Below are 14833 nucleotides of genomic sequence, written 5' to 3'. Positions count from 1 at the left end.
GCAATCTAAAGTTAAAAAGGAAGAGTTATGTCGGGTTTGATTTTTAGCATCAATGTCTTGAATTGCGCCTGAATGCGTATCAATGCATCGCGATCATCCGCTTCAAAGCGTAACGTGATAGACGGTGGGGTATCCGTCGATCTAATCAATCCCCATCCGTCCGAAAACTCCACCCGCATGCCGTCGGTGTCGGTGATATAAGCGTCATTGAATTCCGCTCGTTTGGCCATCTCTTCGATGAAGGCGGTGCTTTCCCCGGTCGGCAACGGAACACGTATCTCCGGTGTGCTAACGCTATCCGGCAACTCATCGAACAATTCGCTGCTGGAGGAAAGCAAGTCTGCGGACAATATTTCTATCATCCGTACGGCCGCATACAGTGCGTCGGCAAAGCCGAACCAGCGGTCATGAAATAGAAAATGCCCACTAATGTCGCCGGCCATCGGGGCGCCGGTTTCCCGCATGCGGAGTTGTAAGTTTGTTCGGCCATTTTTCCAGGGTACCGGATAACCACCGCGCTTTTTTATTTGTTCGGGCAGGTGTTTGCTGCAGGCGGCATCAAATACGATTTCCGAACCGGGCTTCGACGCAAGCAATTCGCGCGCGAATAACATCATTTGCCGATCCGGCCATATGATTTTGCCGCCGGAATCGACTAAGCCCATACGGTCGCCGTCCCCGTCAAAGGCAATACCGACATCGGCGTTGTTGAGCTTGACGGCTTGAATCAACGCTTCCAGATTGTCCGGATTGCTTGGGTCCGGTAGATGATTGGGGAATTTTCCGTCGATTTCGCAGTTTATTTCGATGACATCGCATCCGATGGTCTTTAGCAAGACCGGCCCCAGATTCCCTGTAGCGCCGTTGCCGCAATCCAAAGCCACGGTCATCGGTCGGGCGATATGGATTTCCTCGGATAGAATGCCGAGATATTCGTCACTGAATAAGGTATTTTGTTCGACGGAACCGGGCTCTGACTCAAGGAAGTCGTTGTTCTCTATACGGTTTTTTATCGCTTCGATTTGCTGTTCGGATATCGGTTCGTCGTGTAATACCGCTTTCAGGCCATTGTACTCGGCAGGCAAGTTGCTGCCGGTGACCATAATGCCGGTTCGCCCGTCGGTATGGTGAGCGACAAAGCATAACAACGGCGTCGGGATTAGACCGAGATCCAGAACATCGCAACCGGTCGAAACGATGCCTTTAATTAATGCTTGCGCCAAAGCCGCGCTGGATAGGCGGCCGTCTCGGGCCACAACGATGGTCTTGGTGTCGAGTTGCTTGGCTTCGCTGGCGAATGCCCGGCCGATTTTTTCGAATGTGTTCTCATCGATACCATTACCAACGAGCCCGCTTATTTCGTGTTCATGGAAAATAGTAACGCTAGCCGCCGATTTTGATTGAATAACAGCTGCCGTTTCAGAGGAGGCCTTGGGTGTGGCGGCTTTGACCTCCATATCCCAACTGTCGGGTGTATAAGCGATTTGATCCGTTTCTTTATCTGAAACGAAATCTTGTTCTTCGTCGACATGGGCGCGTGCTGAAGCGGTCGCTACGCTGTCGGAAACGCTAATCGGTGCCGTGTCTTCGAGAAAGTCGAGATCAAACGATTCGTCGAAAAAGTCGTCTTTTTCCTCGGCTTCGTCTTTAATAGACGGTATATGCTCCTGACTAATGACGCGTTTAAATTGGGCCATTGCGGCGATGATAGGCTGCAACTCTTCCAATTTCATCGGATAATTGCCAAGATTTTTCCCTTGGATCATGTCCTTGGCCGCCTTCAAAATGCTGCTTTGATCCTGGTGGAAAAATTCGGCCAGTTTGCGGTAAGCGATAAAATACGCTAAACAGCTTAGCAAGATGGGAAGCGCAAATATGGTTGCCAGTATTGTGGTTTCGCCCAGACTAACCCCGGTGCTGGACCAGCTAGCGATTTTCCAGCGCGTGTTTGTTATCGGAATGATGGTAGGGTCTCCATCTTTAGCCGCGGCGTTGCCCGCATTCGACAGCAGCAAATTATCTTGCTTCAGTTCGATAAAGCCATCGGCCAATTGGACTTTTGACAATATTTGCTTGGGAAAGTCGGCATCCAGACTGGCTAAGACCACACCGACGACTTTTTCGCCTTTTCTGACCGCACTGGTGATGGCCAGATGGCGGTCTTCGGTATCGCCCTGAATAACCGGTGCGGGTTTGCCGGTTAAGGTAGCGCGCACCATCTCGATATCGCCGAAGCCCATGTGCGGTGTCTGCGATTCGTCGAGATCATCAACGTCAGGTGCTAATAAACGCAGGCGCAGATTATAGGGAATTGCCGTTTGCAGATTCGCGGCGGCCGCTTTAATCATGTCGGGATCATTGCTGCTTAACGCATTCACGACGTCGGGCGATCGCGCCAAGCCGTCCACCGCTTTTTGTAAGATGTCGGTCTGCTGAGATAGATTAATCGCCGCGTTATTAACAATCGAATTGACCGCTTCACGTTTGGCGGCGTCGGCGTTTGTCGACGATAACCAATATATACCGCCTCCAACCGAGAGCATCATTACGACTGAAATCATCGCAACGATACTGAAAATACGACCCATATTATTATCTCCCTCAATTACGTTTAATGACGGCCGCTGTGCCCAAATCCGCCACTACCGCGTAGGGTCTCGTGAAATTCAGTCACGCATTCGAACTCTGCCTGCACCACGGGCACAAAAACCAGTTGCGCGATACGCTCGCCAACTTCTATGGTGAACGTGCTGTTCCCTCTATTCCAACAAGATACAAAAATCTGACCCTGATAGTCGGAATCGATCAGTCCGACCAAATTGCCCAATACGATGCCGTGTTTATGCCCCAGGCCGGAACGCGGCAGTATCACGGCGGCCAGATGCGGATCGGCGATATGGATTGCCAATCCGGTCGGAATCAGTGTTGATTCTCCCGGTGTAAGTTTGACCGGTTCATCCAAGCAGGCACGCAGATCTAAACCTGCCGAGCCATGTGTGGCATAGCTTGGCAACGCAATTTGATCGCCTAATCTCGAATCAAGGATTTTGAGTTGAATTTTTTTCATTGAATCTCTCAGTAATCACGCAGAGCAGTTGTTCCGCCAGAAGATATTTGTCGGTCATCGGCAAGTATCGATTTCCGCCAGTCCAATACACATGTAACGCGTTACGGTCACTGTCAAACCCGCCTTCGGTCTGTCCAACCCGGTTAGCCGCGATCATGTCGAGATTTTTTGCGCGTAGTTTGCCGATCGCGTAATTCTCCAAATCATCGGTTTCCGCTGCGAAGCCAACGACGAACGGTCTGTTAGGCAAACCGGCGACAGCAGCGACAATATCCGGGTTTTTTTCCAAGGCAATCACCTTATGGTCGTGCCGTTTCTTGATTTTGCGCGATTCCATTTGAGCCGGGCGATAATCCGCCACGGCGGCCGCACCGATATAGATGTCGCAGTCATCGATGCAATCGAAAACGGCGTCATACATTTCCTGCGCGGTTTCGATTCTGACCAGCCTTATTCCGCCCGGCACGGGTAAATTGGCCGGCCCGCTGATCAACGTAACGTCCGCGCCGGCCTGAACGGCGGACTTGGCTAAAGCGTAACCCATCTTGCCGGAGCTGCGATTGCTGATATAGCGTACCGGATCCAGCGGTTCTCGTGTCGGACCCGCAGTAATCACCAACTTGAGCCCGCTAAGCGCTTGCTGCCCGAAGCCGCCAAGAATTTCATTACAAATTTCCGCGGGTTCGCTCATTCGGCCGAAACCTTGCTCTCCGCAAGCTTGCTCACCGCTGGCCGGCCCGATCACACGTACGCCGTGTTGCTTCAGACGGACGATATTGTCTTGCGTCACCGCTTTATTCCACATCGCTTGATTCATGGCCGGCGCAACAAATACAGGACAATCGGCGGCCAAATAAAGTGTCGACAGCAAGTCGTCGGCAATGCCATGGCCCATTTTAGCCAGCATGTTGGCGCTGGCCGGGGCCACCAGCAGCAAATCCGCCCAACGTGTCAAATGAATATGACCCATGACTTGTTCCTGTTGCGCGTCGAATAACTCGGTTTGGACGGGATTTCCCGTTAAAGCTTGGAAGGTCAACGGCGTGACGAATTCTTGGGCGGAGCGGGTCATTACGACCCGAACCTGGCAATTCTGCCTCCGCAAAAGACGTGCGATTTCAGCGGATTTGTAAGCGGCGATGCCGCCACAGACCCCTAACAAGACTCGAATGTTTATGATGTTAACCCTTAATATCCAAATAAATAGATTATGGCAAACTCACTCCGATTCTTCTACGCTTAAAACTCGATTTTACGGATCGGAGCAGCAAATGAGCATCAGGGATTGGCCTGCAGATGAACGGCCGCGCGAGAAACTGTTGCAACGCGGCGCTAAAGCGTTGACCGACGCCGAACTGTTAGGCATTTTTTTGCGTACCGGCACAACCGGCAAATCGGCGGTAGACATGGCCAGAGAATTGCTGGCGGAATACGGCTCGCTGCAAGCGCTGCTATCGGCCGATAGGGAGCGTTTCTGCGCCAGCAAAGGGTTGGGCGATGCCAAATATACCCAATTGCAAGCCGTACTGGAAATGGCGCGCCGCCACTTTGCCGAAATCTTGCAGCGCGGCAACGCCCTGACCAGTCCCGACGTCACCCGGGCTTATCTGAGCGCGCAATTGCGCGGCTACAGCTATGAGATATTTGCCTGTTTGTTCTTGGACAATCAGCATCGGGTGATCCAATGGGAAGAACTGTTTCGCGGCACCATAGACGGCGCTAGCGTTTATCCACGGGAAGTGGCCAAGCGCGCGTTGTTTCATCACGCCGCGGCCGTGATCTTCGCGCATAATCATCCGTCCGGCATCAACGAACCCAGCCAGGCCGACCGTCAAATCACCGACAAGTTGAGACAAGCACTAGCCTTATTCGATATCCGCGTACTCGATCATTTTATCGTTGGCGACGGCGAACCGTTTTCGTTCGCCGAACACGGCTTGATTTAACGTTTATTGGCTTTCGTGACCGGGATGGTAGTGGCTCAGCACTTGTTCCGCCAACCGGGAAAACGGCATGCTCTGTATCCACACCGAACCGGTGCCTTTCAAGGTCGCCAAAAATAAACCCTCGCCGCCGAACAACATGCTCTTTAATCCGCCGCTCATCTTGATATCGTAATCAATATTAGCAGTGAATGCGACCAGGCAGCCTGTATCCAGACGCACAGTTTCGTCCCGCAGATCTTTGCGGAGGACGGTGCCGCCGGCATGAATGAAGGCCAGGCCGTCACCGCGCAGACGTTGCAGGACGAAACCTTCGCCGCCGAAGAAGCCGCTGCCTAAGCGCTTGTTGAACGCAATATCGACCTTTGTACCAAGCGCAGCAGCCAAAAAAGCCGTGCGTTGACATATGATTTCTTCTCCGAGTTCGGCCAGATTCAGCGGTATCACCGAACCCGGAAACGGCGCCGAAAATGCCGCTTTGCGCTTTTGTTTGCCTTTGTTGGTGAAATGGGTCAGAAATACCGACTCGCCGGTCAGCATGCGTTTGCCGATGCCGAACAATTTGTCCACGACGCCGCCGGAACCGTCCCCCATTTTGGCCTCGAAATCGATGTCCTGTTCCAGATAGGTCATCGCGCCGGCCTCGGCGATCACGGTTTCGTTCGGGTCCAGTTCTATTTCGACCATTTGAATGTCATGGCCGATGATTTGGTAATCGACTTCATGGCAGCGCATGTTGAAGGTCTCCCCGGTTATACCAGTAGATTGATCAATATTTGTTCATAAACCTGGCTGAGCGTTTCCAGATCGGCCAGGTCGATATGCTCGTTGACTTTGTGAATGCTGGCGTTGACCGGCCCCAATTCCACGACCTGAGCGCCGGTCGGAGCGACGAAGCGGCCGTCCGAGGTGCCGCCGCCGGTGTCGTCTTTCGGGGTGACGCCGCAAACGCTTTCGATGGCCGCGTGTGTAGCGGCTATCAATTCGCCTCGCGACGTCAAAAAAGGGTTGCCGGACAAGCGCCATTGAATATCGTACTTTAAGCCATGCTTATCGAGAATCGCATGGGTCCTGGCTTTGATAGCGGCTTCGTTCAATTCGGTGCTGAATCGGAGATTGAACACCACTTGCACCTGGCCGGGGATGATATTCTCGGCGCCGGTACCGCCGTTGATGTTGGAAACCTGCAAGCGGGTTGGCGGGAAATAGGCGTTGCCTTCGTCCCAGACTTCCTCGGTCAGCTCCTTCAATGCCGGCGCCAAGGTATGAATCGGGTTTTCCGCCAGTTCGGGATAGGCCACATGGCCCTGGATGCCGTACACGGTCAATTTGGCATTCAAGGAGCCGCGCCGCCCTACCCTAATCACATCGCCGAGTTTCCGGTTGCTGGAAGGTTCGCCGACCAAACACCAATCAATTTTCTCCTGCCTGTTTTCCAATACGTCTACGACTTTGACCACGCCATTGGTAGCGATGCCTTCTTCATCGCTGGTCAACAAAATCGCGATCGAACCATGGTGTTCGGGGTACTGCGCGACGAAGCGTTCGACGGCGGTGATGAAAGCGGCGATGCTCCCTTTCATGTCGGCGGCACCGCGGCCGTAAAGCTTGCCGTCGCGTATGCTCGGCTGGAACGGCGGCGAGTCCCACGAATCAAGCGGGCCGGTCGGCACCACGTCGGTGTGGCCGAGGAACACAAACAACGGCGCTTCATGGCCGCGCCGCAACCATTGGTTTTGGGTATCTGCGAAATCCAGGCGCTCGTCTTTGAAGCCGAACTCGACCAATCTGTGCGCTATGATCTCCTGGCAGCCGGCGTCGTCGGGGGTGACGGACTCGCGCGTAATCAATTGTTTTAGTAAAGATAGGGTGTCAGTCATAGGATTGTTGAGTAAAGATCGGGATCGAAGCCGACGTAAAATCGATCGTCTATCGAAACGATGGGGCGCTTGATCAAGGTGGGAACTTCCAACAGCAGTTGCAGGGCCTTTTCGGGGGTCAGATCGGATTTTTGCTCGTCGTTCAACTGGCGCCAACTGGTGCTGCGCTGGTTTAATACGTTGTCTAGACCCAGTTGATCGATGAATGTTTGTAGGAGGACGGTATCGAGTCCTTCTACCCGATAGTCGTGGAATCGATAGTCGATCTGCCGCGCCTCCAGCCACGCCCTGGCTTTTTTGACGCTGTCGCAGTTTTTGATGCCGTAAATGGTAATATCGGAAGTTAGCATGATTGTGATGATTTGGACTTGAATCTAACGAGGATGCGGTCACGGTGCATTATAACGCGAGTTCTTCACCTCAAGCCTATAAGCTACCGGGTTAAAATTGATTGCTTAAGGACTTTGCTTTAATGGCATAAAAGCGGTATTTACCAAGACTGACGTTCTTGAAACATACCCGTCATGGACAACGAGCAATAGCTAAAGTGGACACCAATCGACAAAAGCCGGGTACTGCGACTCGTCTTATTAGGCGTTGCAGTGCGATTCGGCTAGACTTATCGCTTCAAACATTTTTTTGATATTTTTGTACTTATCGGCCTAATGACGTGACTTCAAAAAAACAGCTCAGTGTCGTTCTTCCGGCGAAAAATGAAGCCGCTAATCTACGGAATCTTCTGGAACAGATAAAAACCGTTGTGCCCGACGCGGATATTCTCGTTGTCGACGACGGCTCCACCGACGAAACCGCTCAACTAGCAAAAGACTCTGGTGTCCGCGTCATCAGTCATCCATATAACCAAGGCAACGGCGCTTCAATCAAAACCGGGGCCAGAAACGCCAAAGGCGATATATTGATTTTCATGGACGCCGACGGCCAACATGATCCAGGAGACATTCCGGCGCTGTTGACTAAGTTAGAGCAAGGTTACGATATGATCGTCGGCGCTAGGCACGTGAGTACGCAAGCCTCCTGGTTTAGAAAAATAGGCAATAATTTCTACAATCGATTGGCATCTTTAATGACTGGCCATCGCATCGAAGATTTGACCTGTGGATACCGGGTAGTCAGGGCGGACAAATTTCGCAAGTTTCTTTATTTGCTGCCGAACGGTTTTTCGTATCCGACCACCAGCACCATGGCCTTTTTTCGATCGGGATTTCCCGTCGCATATGTGCCGATTCACGCGGGAAAGCGCGTGGGCAAAAGCCATGTGAGGTTGTTTAGAGACGGTGTACGCTTCTTTATCATTATTCTGCGGATAGGCTCGTTATTTTCACCGATGCGTTTATTCCTGCCGATCAGCGCAATGGTTTTTCTTTCGGGTATTTCTTATTACGTTTATACCTTTACGACCAGCGGGCGATTCACCAATATGAGTGCTGTGCTGATTTTGGCTTCCTTGATCATTTTTTTAATCGGCATTCTTTCCGAACAAATTTCATCTTTACACTATCGATCAGCCGAGGATGATAGGCGGCAGTAATGAAGAAAATACTGCTGTTGACCCGGAACTTTCCCCCTTTATCGGGCGGTATGGAACGCTTAAACCACCATCTTTATCTGGAATTAAAAAAAAACTATGACGTTTTGGTCGCGGGACCCTACGGCAGTCATTCTTATCTTGATACCGATACCCAATATTGCGAATTTCCTTACAAGCCGTTATACGTTTTCTTGTGGTTTTCGTTGTGGAAGACGCTAAAATTTTGTAATCAACATAAACCGAATTTGATCATAGCAGGTAGTGGTGCAACGGCATTGTCGGCTAGATTGATAGGCTATGTATTTAATGTTCCGGTCGTAACATTTGCGCACGGTTTAGATTTAGTACTGCCTAATCCGGTCTATCAAATTTCATTTTTGCCGGCAATTCGAGCTTCGGATGCGGTTTGGGTTAATAGTCGCAATACAGAGAATTTAGCGATCAGCAAAGGAATAGCCTCTGAAAAAATCGAAATCGTTTATCCCGGCGTGACAATTCCTGACCTTTCCATAACGCCGTGTTCATTGAACGGATTTAAAAATAAATTAAGGCTCCCAGCCGACTGCCGGATTTTGCTTAGCGTTGGACGATTAACCGAGCGTAAGGGTTTGCCGGAGTTTATTCGTTATTGCCTTCCGGACATCATCAAAAATTGTCCCGGTTGTGTGTTGGTTATCATAGGGAGCGAGCCGGATAATGCTTTGCATCATAAAATCGGCGTAAGAGCAAAAATCGAAAATGTGATACAGGAATTAGGATTAACGGAACATGTGCGACTGCTCGGCCATGTTGACGAAACGAAACTGGTCGAGGCTTATCAAGGTAGTTATTTACATATTTTTCCAGGGCTCGATTTACCAGGCGACGTGGAAGGTTTCGGCATGGTAGCGATAGAGGCTGCAACCTACGGACTTCCTACCGTTGCCTTTGCAGTGGGGGGAGTGGCGGAGGCCGTTGATCATAATCAATCCGGTTGGCTGATTGACGCTGGCGATTACGACGGCATGACTCAAACGATACTGAACGGCCTCTTGCATGACGATGATGCCTCAAAATCAGTGAATATAGAGAGTTGTCGAATTCACGCTGCAAAGTTCTCCTGGGAGTTGTTCGGAAACCGGGTAAGGCGGCTTTGCGAAAAAGTAATAATGGACTAATGGATTTTTAGATGATTGAAAACGATTACGCCATAGGGCACTTACAATAAGCATCACACCGACATAATGAGATAAATACCGTGTATTGCCTGCGGGAGTCGCGCCGAAGGGAAGTTACTGTAACCTCCATCGTCAAAAAAGCCGTTTTAATAATCAATAGCGCTGGCACTGCCCCACTTTTTACATTATCTTTAGTCATGCGTCTCTTCGCTTCAAATGCGCTACGCACCAGATTAAGTCATAACTCCCTCACGTCGAATAACCTAATGACTTTGCCCAATATAAACATAGCTTGTGTGATTATTACTTTTAATCCATTAGAAAAATATATAGATCAACTTTTATGTAGACTTTTAAAGTCACCTGTTTCAATTTACATTGTTGATAATTGGCATTCTAATTATTCAAGAAAATATATTAAGAACCTGACATTAAAATTCAAAGAACGAGTAATTTTAATTGAGCTTGAAAAAAATTATGGAATTGCTAAAGCTTTAAATATAGGCATTGATTATGCACGTAAGGAACACCATCAGTTTGTTATTTTATTTGATCAAGATAGCCTGCCACAGGAAGGCTTAATAGGTGAAATGAAAGCAATCGCCGAACAACTAGTCTTGTCTGACAAACAGGTCACGGCAATTGGTCCTCGCTTGTACGACCCAAGATCTAACGTATTCTTTAAATTTGCATCGCTAAAATGGGGTATATGGAAAAAAAAAGGATGCAATGTTGGTGATGGTAGATTAATCACGTGCGAATTTATTAATTCTTCTGGGAGTATGATTTTTTTAGATCATTGGGAGTCTATTGGGCCATTCCGGGAAGACTTTTTTATTGATCATGTCGAGACGGATTGGTATATGCGTGCACGACATTTGGGGTATAAATGTTACGGCGTTTGCACTAAGTCCTATCTCCTGCATCATATGGGGGATAGTGTATGCAGATATTGGCTTATGGGTTGGCGGTTTATGCCGCATAGATCACCCGAGCGGCACTATACTATCGTAAGAAATGCCATTTGGCTAAGTAAGATGAGCTATACGCCTTATTCCTGGGCTGTAAACGTTACCGCGAAAGTGATTTTTACATTCTTATACTTTTCCCTTTTTGATAAAAATGGAAAAGACCAAGCTAAAAATATATTAAAGGGCATTCGGGATGGGATATCAATATCTCCAAGTCGGAGTACGACTCGTTAAGGCTAAATTCAATGACAGAAATTACTCAGTTAAAATGCCATATAAAATGCAAAGTTTGTCCATTATAATGTTTGCTGTGTCACTGAATATACGACGAACCGGCGGTGAAAATTGCGCTCCGGAAGTTCTTTTTTGTTTTATCATATCTAAAAATACTGCGGAGTAATCAGCGCCGGCCGATTTTATTGAGTAATTTTCAAGGACTTGGTTTTGCGCGTTCCTTGCTATCGCGCTCGTTTTCTCTGGACTAACAATCAGTTCTTCAATACAGCAAAACCAGGCTTCTGGATCGTTGTCAACTAATAACCCGGTGTCGTTATGTTTAACGCATGAGTTGTAAGGCGGGAGATTGCTATAAATTCCCGGAATTCCTGCAGATGAATATTCCAGCCATTTGATATTGCTCTTGCAACGATTGAACGCCGTGTCTTCTAAAGGGGTTAAAGCGAAATCTGCATTCAAATTACGTAGCTGTGCAGCGTAGTCGACATAATTCCGTTCGAAATTAACTTTAGTAATTAACGGGTTGTTCAGAAAAAACTTCGGTGGAGTTCCAAGAAAAGTGATATTAACCCCGTCTTTATATTTTTTTAATATTTCGTTGATTGGCTCGATAATTATTCGCCAATCATGCTTATGGGATGGGGTGCCGGATACTAATATATTAACTGTACCCGTTCTTTGGCGTGGAGGAACGTATAGTAACTCATGATTTATTAGGTTGCGGTTAACGATGATAGGCTTGTTGGTATGAGTTTCTATCTTTTCTTTTAACTCGGACGTGGAGACGGTGATGATGTCCGATTCCTGAATAATCCACTGTATATATGGTTTAACTGTTTTAAAATAAAAATATCGTTGATGCTTTATTTGGTTATCAATAATATAATCGTCTACATCGTACAGAATAGGAATTCTTAGCGAAGTCAAATATGACAATATATTCGCTGTTTTTCTGCAAGGAAAGTCTCTTTGAATAATAATTAAATCGACTTTCTCTATGTTATTGGTGTCGAAATTAGTTCCAGCACAATCATCCCTTTTTTTCCAAATAATGTTCCAGTTACAAGCCGATATTGGGTCAAATAAGCGTATAGCCGAACATGCGGCCTTAGGACTTTCCTTGGAATAAATGGCAACTGTTGGCAGTTTGTTTGAGATGGTTTCCATTCTTTATTAAAATTAAAATTGTTTAATATACTTCTAATAATTTTTCAGTTTAATATTACTTGTATAAGTAAGTTTCAGATTATTGAGCATATTTTGTAAAATCCATCGCATACTACCTCGTTTTATAATTCTTTCCAGTTGATTTATTTCGTCACCGATGTTAACCAGAAAACCTAGCCCTACAGTGTTATTTTCTAGATCTTTTCGCAGTAATTCGTTTTTTATTTTTGTATAAGTAGCTATATGAATATGGTCAATATCGCTTTGCGTATAGGAATCTTTTTTTGATTTTTTTCTTTGATGATAATTGGCTAAATATTCCGGAATGAATCCTATGTCGAACTTAGTTAAAAACCGCAAGTTGAACTCCCAGTCGCCTAAAACAGGTAAATCTTCGCGATACAATCCAATTTCTTCTAGTGCGTCTCGGCGATAAACAAAAGACAAATTTGGAAATGACTTGAATTTGGCAACTCTGAAAAGAGTTATTGCCGACAGATTAGCGTCAAATGGGTAAGTCTTGTTGGTGAGTATTTCTTTGTCGGTAATTTCTTCTTCTACAACTAATGTATTAGTAACCACTCCTTTGTAAGAGCTATTTATTGGGTTTTCTAAAAATCTGATGCATTTTGTTAAAAATTCAGGATGCCAAGTGTCATCGTCATCCAGGAGTACAATATATTTGCTTTTTGACTGTTTTATTCCTGTATTGCTTGCGGCCTTTCTTCCAAATGAGGTTTTGTTGTGAATGGCGGAAGCTTCGATTCCGGACGCTAATGCCTCTATAAGAATTTGGTCGACGGTTTGCGTTTGACCACCATCGTTTACAATAACCCATTTTAAATCTTTAAATTCTTGATTAACTATGCTTAGCATTGTTCTACGCAAAGTTAATGGTCTATTGATGGTTCGAGTTATTATTGCAATGCTTTTCATATTAAATTATTTAAATCGGTTTTAAGCGGCCTGAATTTGTTTTTGTAAAACCGCCAGAGCATTCGTGTTAATTGATAAGTATTGTTTAAAAGCCCAGCGGACTTTCTACCTTTTAAATATGCCGATACTGAAAATGGGTATTTATAAGAGGTTTGTAAGCATAAGTTTAACCAACGCTTTTCCAGTTCGTGTTCTAAATGGGGACGTGAAAAGACATTATGCTCATTATTAGCTATTTCAATCTTATTGAGCCAAGCGTGACAATCATCGAAATTAGGTCGAAATGTTGTCGAAGTTGGCGTAGACAGCATTTCATGACAAATTAGGTCGTATTCATTTGGGTTTAGTTTTAGCCTTTCAAGTTGCCTTAATCGAATCATGTTGGTTAGATTCTGTTGGCCTAATTTGTAGGTCGCTCGGTTCCAAGTCGGATGAGTGCGGTAGCTCAATAATACTTCTGATAAATTAGCAAAGCGAACTAGTGGCGATTCACTTAGTCTCTGCCATAAATCGTAGTCCTCCGCTCCGTTGAATGCACTTTGATATCCATGAAATTCACCAAAAATTATTTCTTTTTTGAAAAAAATGGTTGGGTGACAAAGACTATTTTCAAATAGCATGGCTGCTACTATTTCTTGGTGCGTATTAGGTGGGTGAACAGCGACTTTAGGAGATTCAACGACTTGTATTGCGGTTCCGCAGAGACTAATTTGCGGATTAGCACGCATAAATTCATACTGACGATCTAATCTGTTAGGGTGTGCAATATCATCCGCATCCATGCGTGCAACAAAAGGCGCGCACGAAAGCTGCATTCCGATATTGAGCGTCTCTGCTAAACCGCGATTAGTGGAGTTACGATAAAAGCGAATACGGGAGTCCTTATTTACGTATTGTTGAATAATCGAGCTAGTGCTGTCAGTTGATCCATCATCGATGATTACAAGTTCAAAGTGAGGAAAGTGTTGTGACAGGATGCTTTCAATAGCTTCGGATAAATGTTTTTGACCGTTGTAAACGGGCATCACAACCGAAACTAACGGCGTACTCATATTCGTATCCAGGATTCTGGTATCAAATCGTCTGTACTAATGGCTGTATCTCTGAACCACCGTTTAGGAGCTATTACGATTTTGCCTGGGTTTTGATTGAGCCAAGCTCCCCACCAGCTAAATGAGCTGTTAGCAATAATGTTATGTTTACATTGACTCATTAAGAACATTTCATCGCAATCACGGTCTTCATGTTTGAGTTCAATAAATGTGACAGGCGAATCTATTACTAAATTTTCTTTTGCCCAACGAAGGTCGTCACTAAAAATAAAAAGAAATGGATTTTCGATTCTTGGGCTTATGAAAGAAATAGCGTCGCCATAGTAAGCGAGACTGCATGTTCCATGTATATTGTTAGTTTTTGTGTTATATACATAGTCGCCACGTCGAATATGTAAACTAATAGATTCACAAGAAGATATATTATCAAAATACAATTTTGTCTTGTGATTAATCGGGCGTGATAGCGTGAATTGATGCAACAAATTGTTTCTGTATTTGCAAAAATATTGTTCGCTTTGCCAATAACCGTTAAAATAAATATCACCTGTTCGCTTTAAAGCACCTTTATCAAACTCAAAACAACGTTCTTGGTAATAAGTACTAGAAAAGGGTCTGGGAAGTCTTTTTATATTTCTTATTGTCCTTTGTAGCGTGCTTTCTAGCTCATATTTAAGTAAACTGATTTCAGCAGGTGATGCTATTTGGCTATTGATGTTGTACTTATTTAACATATATTTTCGTAACTCCTCATTTTGAAATGAGGTGGTGTCCAGCTTTAATGTTGTATTGCGATTTTGGCTTTGTGCATAAGCGAAGGCATATTGAAACATTTGATTTCCTAGGCCACCAATAATATTCTGTATAATCATTT

At 46.2% G+C, this 14833-nt stretch carries 14 protein-coding genes; 4 read left to right on the top strand and 10 right to left on the bottom strand.

Going from position 1 to position 14833, the window contains the following annotated elements; genetic code table 11:
- Positions 1-11: 11 nt before the first annotated feature.
- The 3 genes from ACW73I_RS12260 to coaBC are packed head-to-tail and all read right to left on the bottom strand — an operon-like array spanning position 12 to position 4238.
- Positions 12-2588 carry a phosphomannomutase/phosphoglucomutase gene (locus tag ACW73I_RS12260; RefSeq protein ID WP_458029662.1) on the bottom strand — a complete coding sequence of 859 codons (2577 nt, stop codon included), beginning with the start codon at positions 2586-2588 and terminating at the stop codon, positions 12-14.
- A 23-nt stretch (positions 2589-2611) separates the two neighbouring features.
- Positions 2612-3067: a dUTP diphosphatase gene (dut, locus tag ACW73I_RS12255; RefSeq protein WP_458029661.1), complete on the bottom strand. Its 456-nt coding sequence runs from the start codon at positions 3065-3067 to the stop codon at positions 2612-2614.
- Complete coding sequence (coaBC, locus tag ACW73I_RS12250; protein ID WP_458029709.1) at positions 3039-4238, bottom strand: bifunctional phosphopantothenoylcysteine decarboxylase/phosphopantothenate--cysteine ligase CoaBC; 1200 nt, start codon at positions 4236-4238, stop codon at positions 3039-3041. Before coaBC ends, dut begins: the two co-directional genes overlap by 29 nt.
- Before the next feature lie 100 nt (positions 4239-4338).
- On the opposite strand from coaBC, the gene radC reads away from it, so the two are divergent.
- Complete coding sequence (gene radC, locus ACW73I_RS12245; protein WP_458029660.1) at positions 4339-5013, top strand: RadC family protein; 675 nt, start codon at positions 4339-4341, stop codon at positions 5011-5013.
- A gap of 3 nt (positions 5014-5016) precedes the next feature.
- Here the strand turns inward: radC and ACW73I_RS12240 are convergent, their stop codons facing one another.
- Genes ACW73I_RS12240 through ACW73I_RS12230 form a run of 3 tightly spaced genes read right to left on the bottom strand, consistent with a single transcriptional unit; the run spans position 5017 to position 7240 of the window.
- Positions 5017-5745: a TIGR00266 family protein gene (locus ACW73I_RS12240; RefSeq protein ID WP_458029659.1), complete on the bottom strand. Its 729-nt coding sequence runs from the start codon at positions 5743-5745 to the stop codon at positions 5017-5019.
- A 17-nt stretch (positions 5746-5762) separates the two neighbouring features.
- On the bottom strand, positions 5763-6890 hold the full coding sequence (gene dapE, locus ACW73I_RS12235; protein ID WP_458029658.1) for a succinyl-diaminopimelate desuccinylase: 1128 nt from the start codon (positions 6888-6890) through the stop codon (positions 5763-5765).
- Complete coding sequence (locus tag ACW73I_RS12230; RefSeq protein WP_458029657.1) at positions 6887-7240, bottom strand: ArsC family reductase; 354 nt, start codon at positions 7238-7240, stop codon at positions 6887-6889. Before ACW73I_RS12230 ends, dapE begins: the two co-directional genes overlap by 4 nt.
- Positions 7241-7560: 320 nt before the next feature.
- On the opposite strand from ACW73I_RS12230, the gene ACW73I_RS12225 reads away from it, so the two are divergent.
- From ACW73I_RS12225 to ACW73I_RS12215, 3 genes are all read left to right on the top strand, one after another.
- Positions 7561-8439, top strand: a complete 879-nt coding sequence (locus ACW73I_RS12225; protein WP_458029656.1) for a glycosyltransferase family 2 protein — start codon at positions 7561-7563, stop codon at positions 8437-8439.
- The gene (locus ACW73I_RS12220; protein ID WP_458029655.1) at positions 8439-9596 is read left to right on the top strand and encodes a glycosyltransferase family 4 protein; all 1158 of its coding nucleotides are present in this window, start codon (positions 8439-8441) and stop codon (positions 9594-9596) included. Before ACW73I_RS12225 ends, ACW73I_RS12220 begins: the two co-directional genes overlap by 1 nt.
- 266 nt (positions 9597-9862) lie before the next feature.
- Positions 9863-10801, top strand: coding sequence for a glycosyltransferase family 2 protein (locus ACW73I_RS12215; RefSeq protein WP_458029654.1), 939 nt, complete (start codon positions 9863-9865; stop codon positions 10799-10801).
- A 21-nt stretch (positions 10802-10822) separates the two neighbouring features.
- Here ACW73I_RS12215 and ACW73I_RS12210 read toward each other — a convergent pair whose 3' ends face one another.
- From ACW73I_RS12210 to ACW73I_RS12195, 4 genes are read right to left on the bottom strand one after another with little or no spacing between them, the layout of a single operon-like run.
- Positions 10823-11971 (bottom strand): hypothetical protein, encoded by a 1149-nt coding sequence (locus ACW73I_RS12210; RefSeq protein WP_458029653.1) that lies wholly within the window; start codon positions 11969-11971, stop codon positions 10823-10825.
- A 33-nt stretch (positions 11972-12004) separates the two neighbouring features.
- Positions 12005-12907, bottom strand: coding sequence for a glycosyltransferase family 2 protein (locus tag ACW73I_RS12205; RefSeq protein ID WP_458029652.1), 903 nt, complete (start codon positions 12905-12907; stop codon positions 12005-12007).
- Positions 12904-13959 carry a glycosyltransferase family 2 protein gene (locus ACW73I_RS12200; RefSeq protein ID WP_458029651.1) on the bottom strand — a complete coding sequence of 352 codons (1056 nt, stop codon included), beginning with the start codon at positions 13957-13959 and terminating at the stop codon, positions 12904-12906. Before ACW73I_RS12200 ends, ACW73I_RS12205 begins: the two co-directional genes overlap by 4 nt.
- On the bottom strand, positions 13956-14831 hold the full coding sequence (locus ACW73I_RS12195) for an alpha-1,2-fucosyltransferase (protein ID WP_458029650.1): 876 nt from the start codon (positions 14829-14831) through the stop codon (positions 13956-13958). Before ACW73I_RS12195 ends, ACW73I_RS12200 begins: the two co-directional genes overlap by 4 nt.
- Positions 14832-14833 lie beyond the last annotated feature (2 nt).

It is taken from the genome of Methylomonas sp. MgM2 (assembly GCF_054172045.1).
Note: the sequence above shows the minus strand (reverse complement) of the source record. Positions and strands in the feature narration are given on the sequence as shown.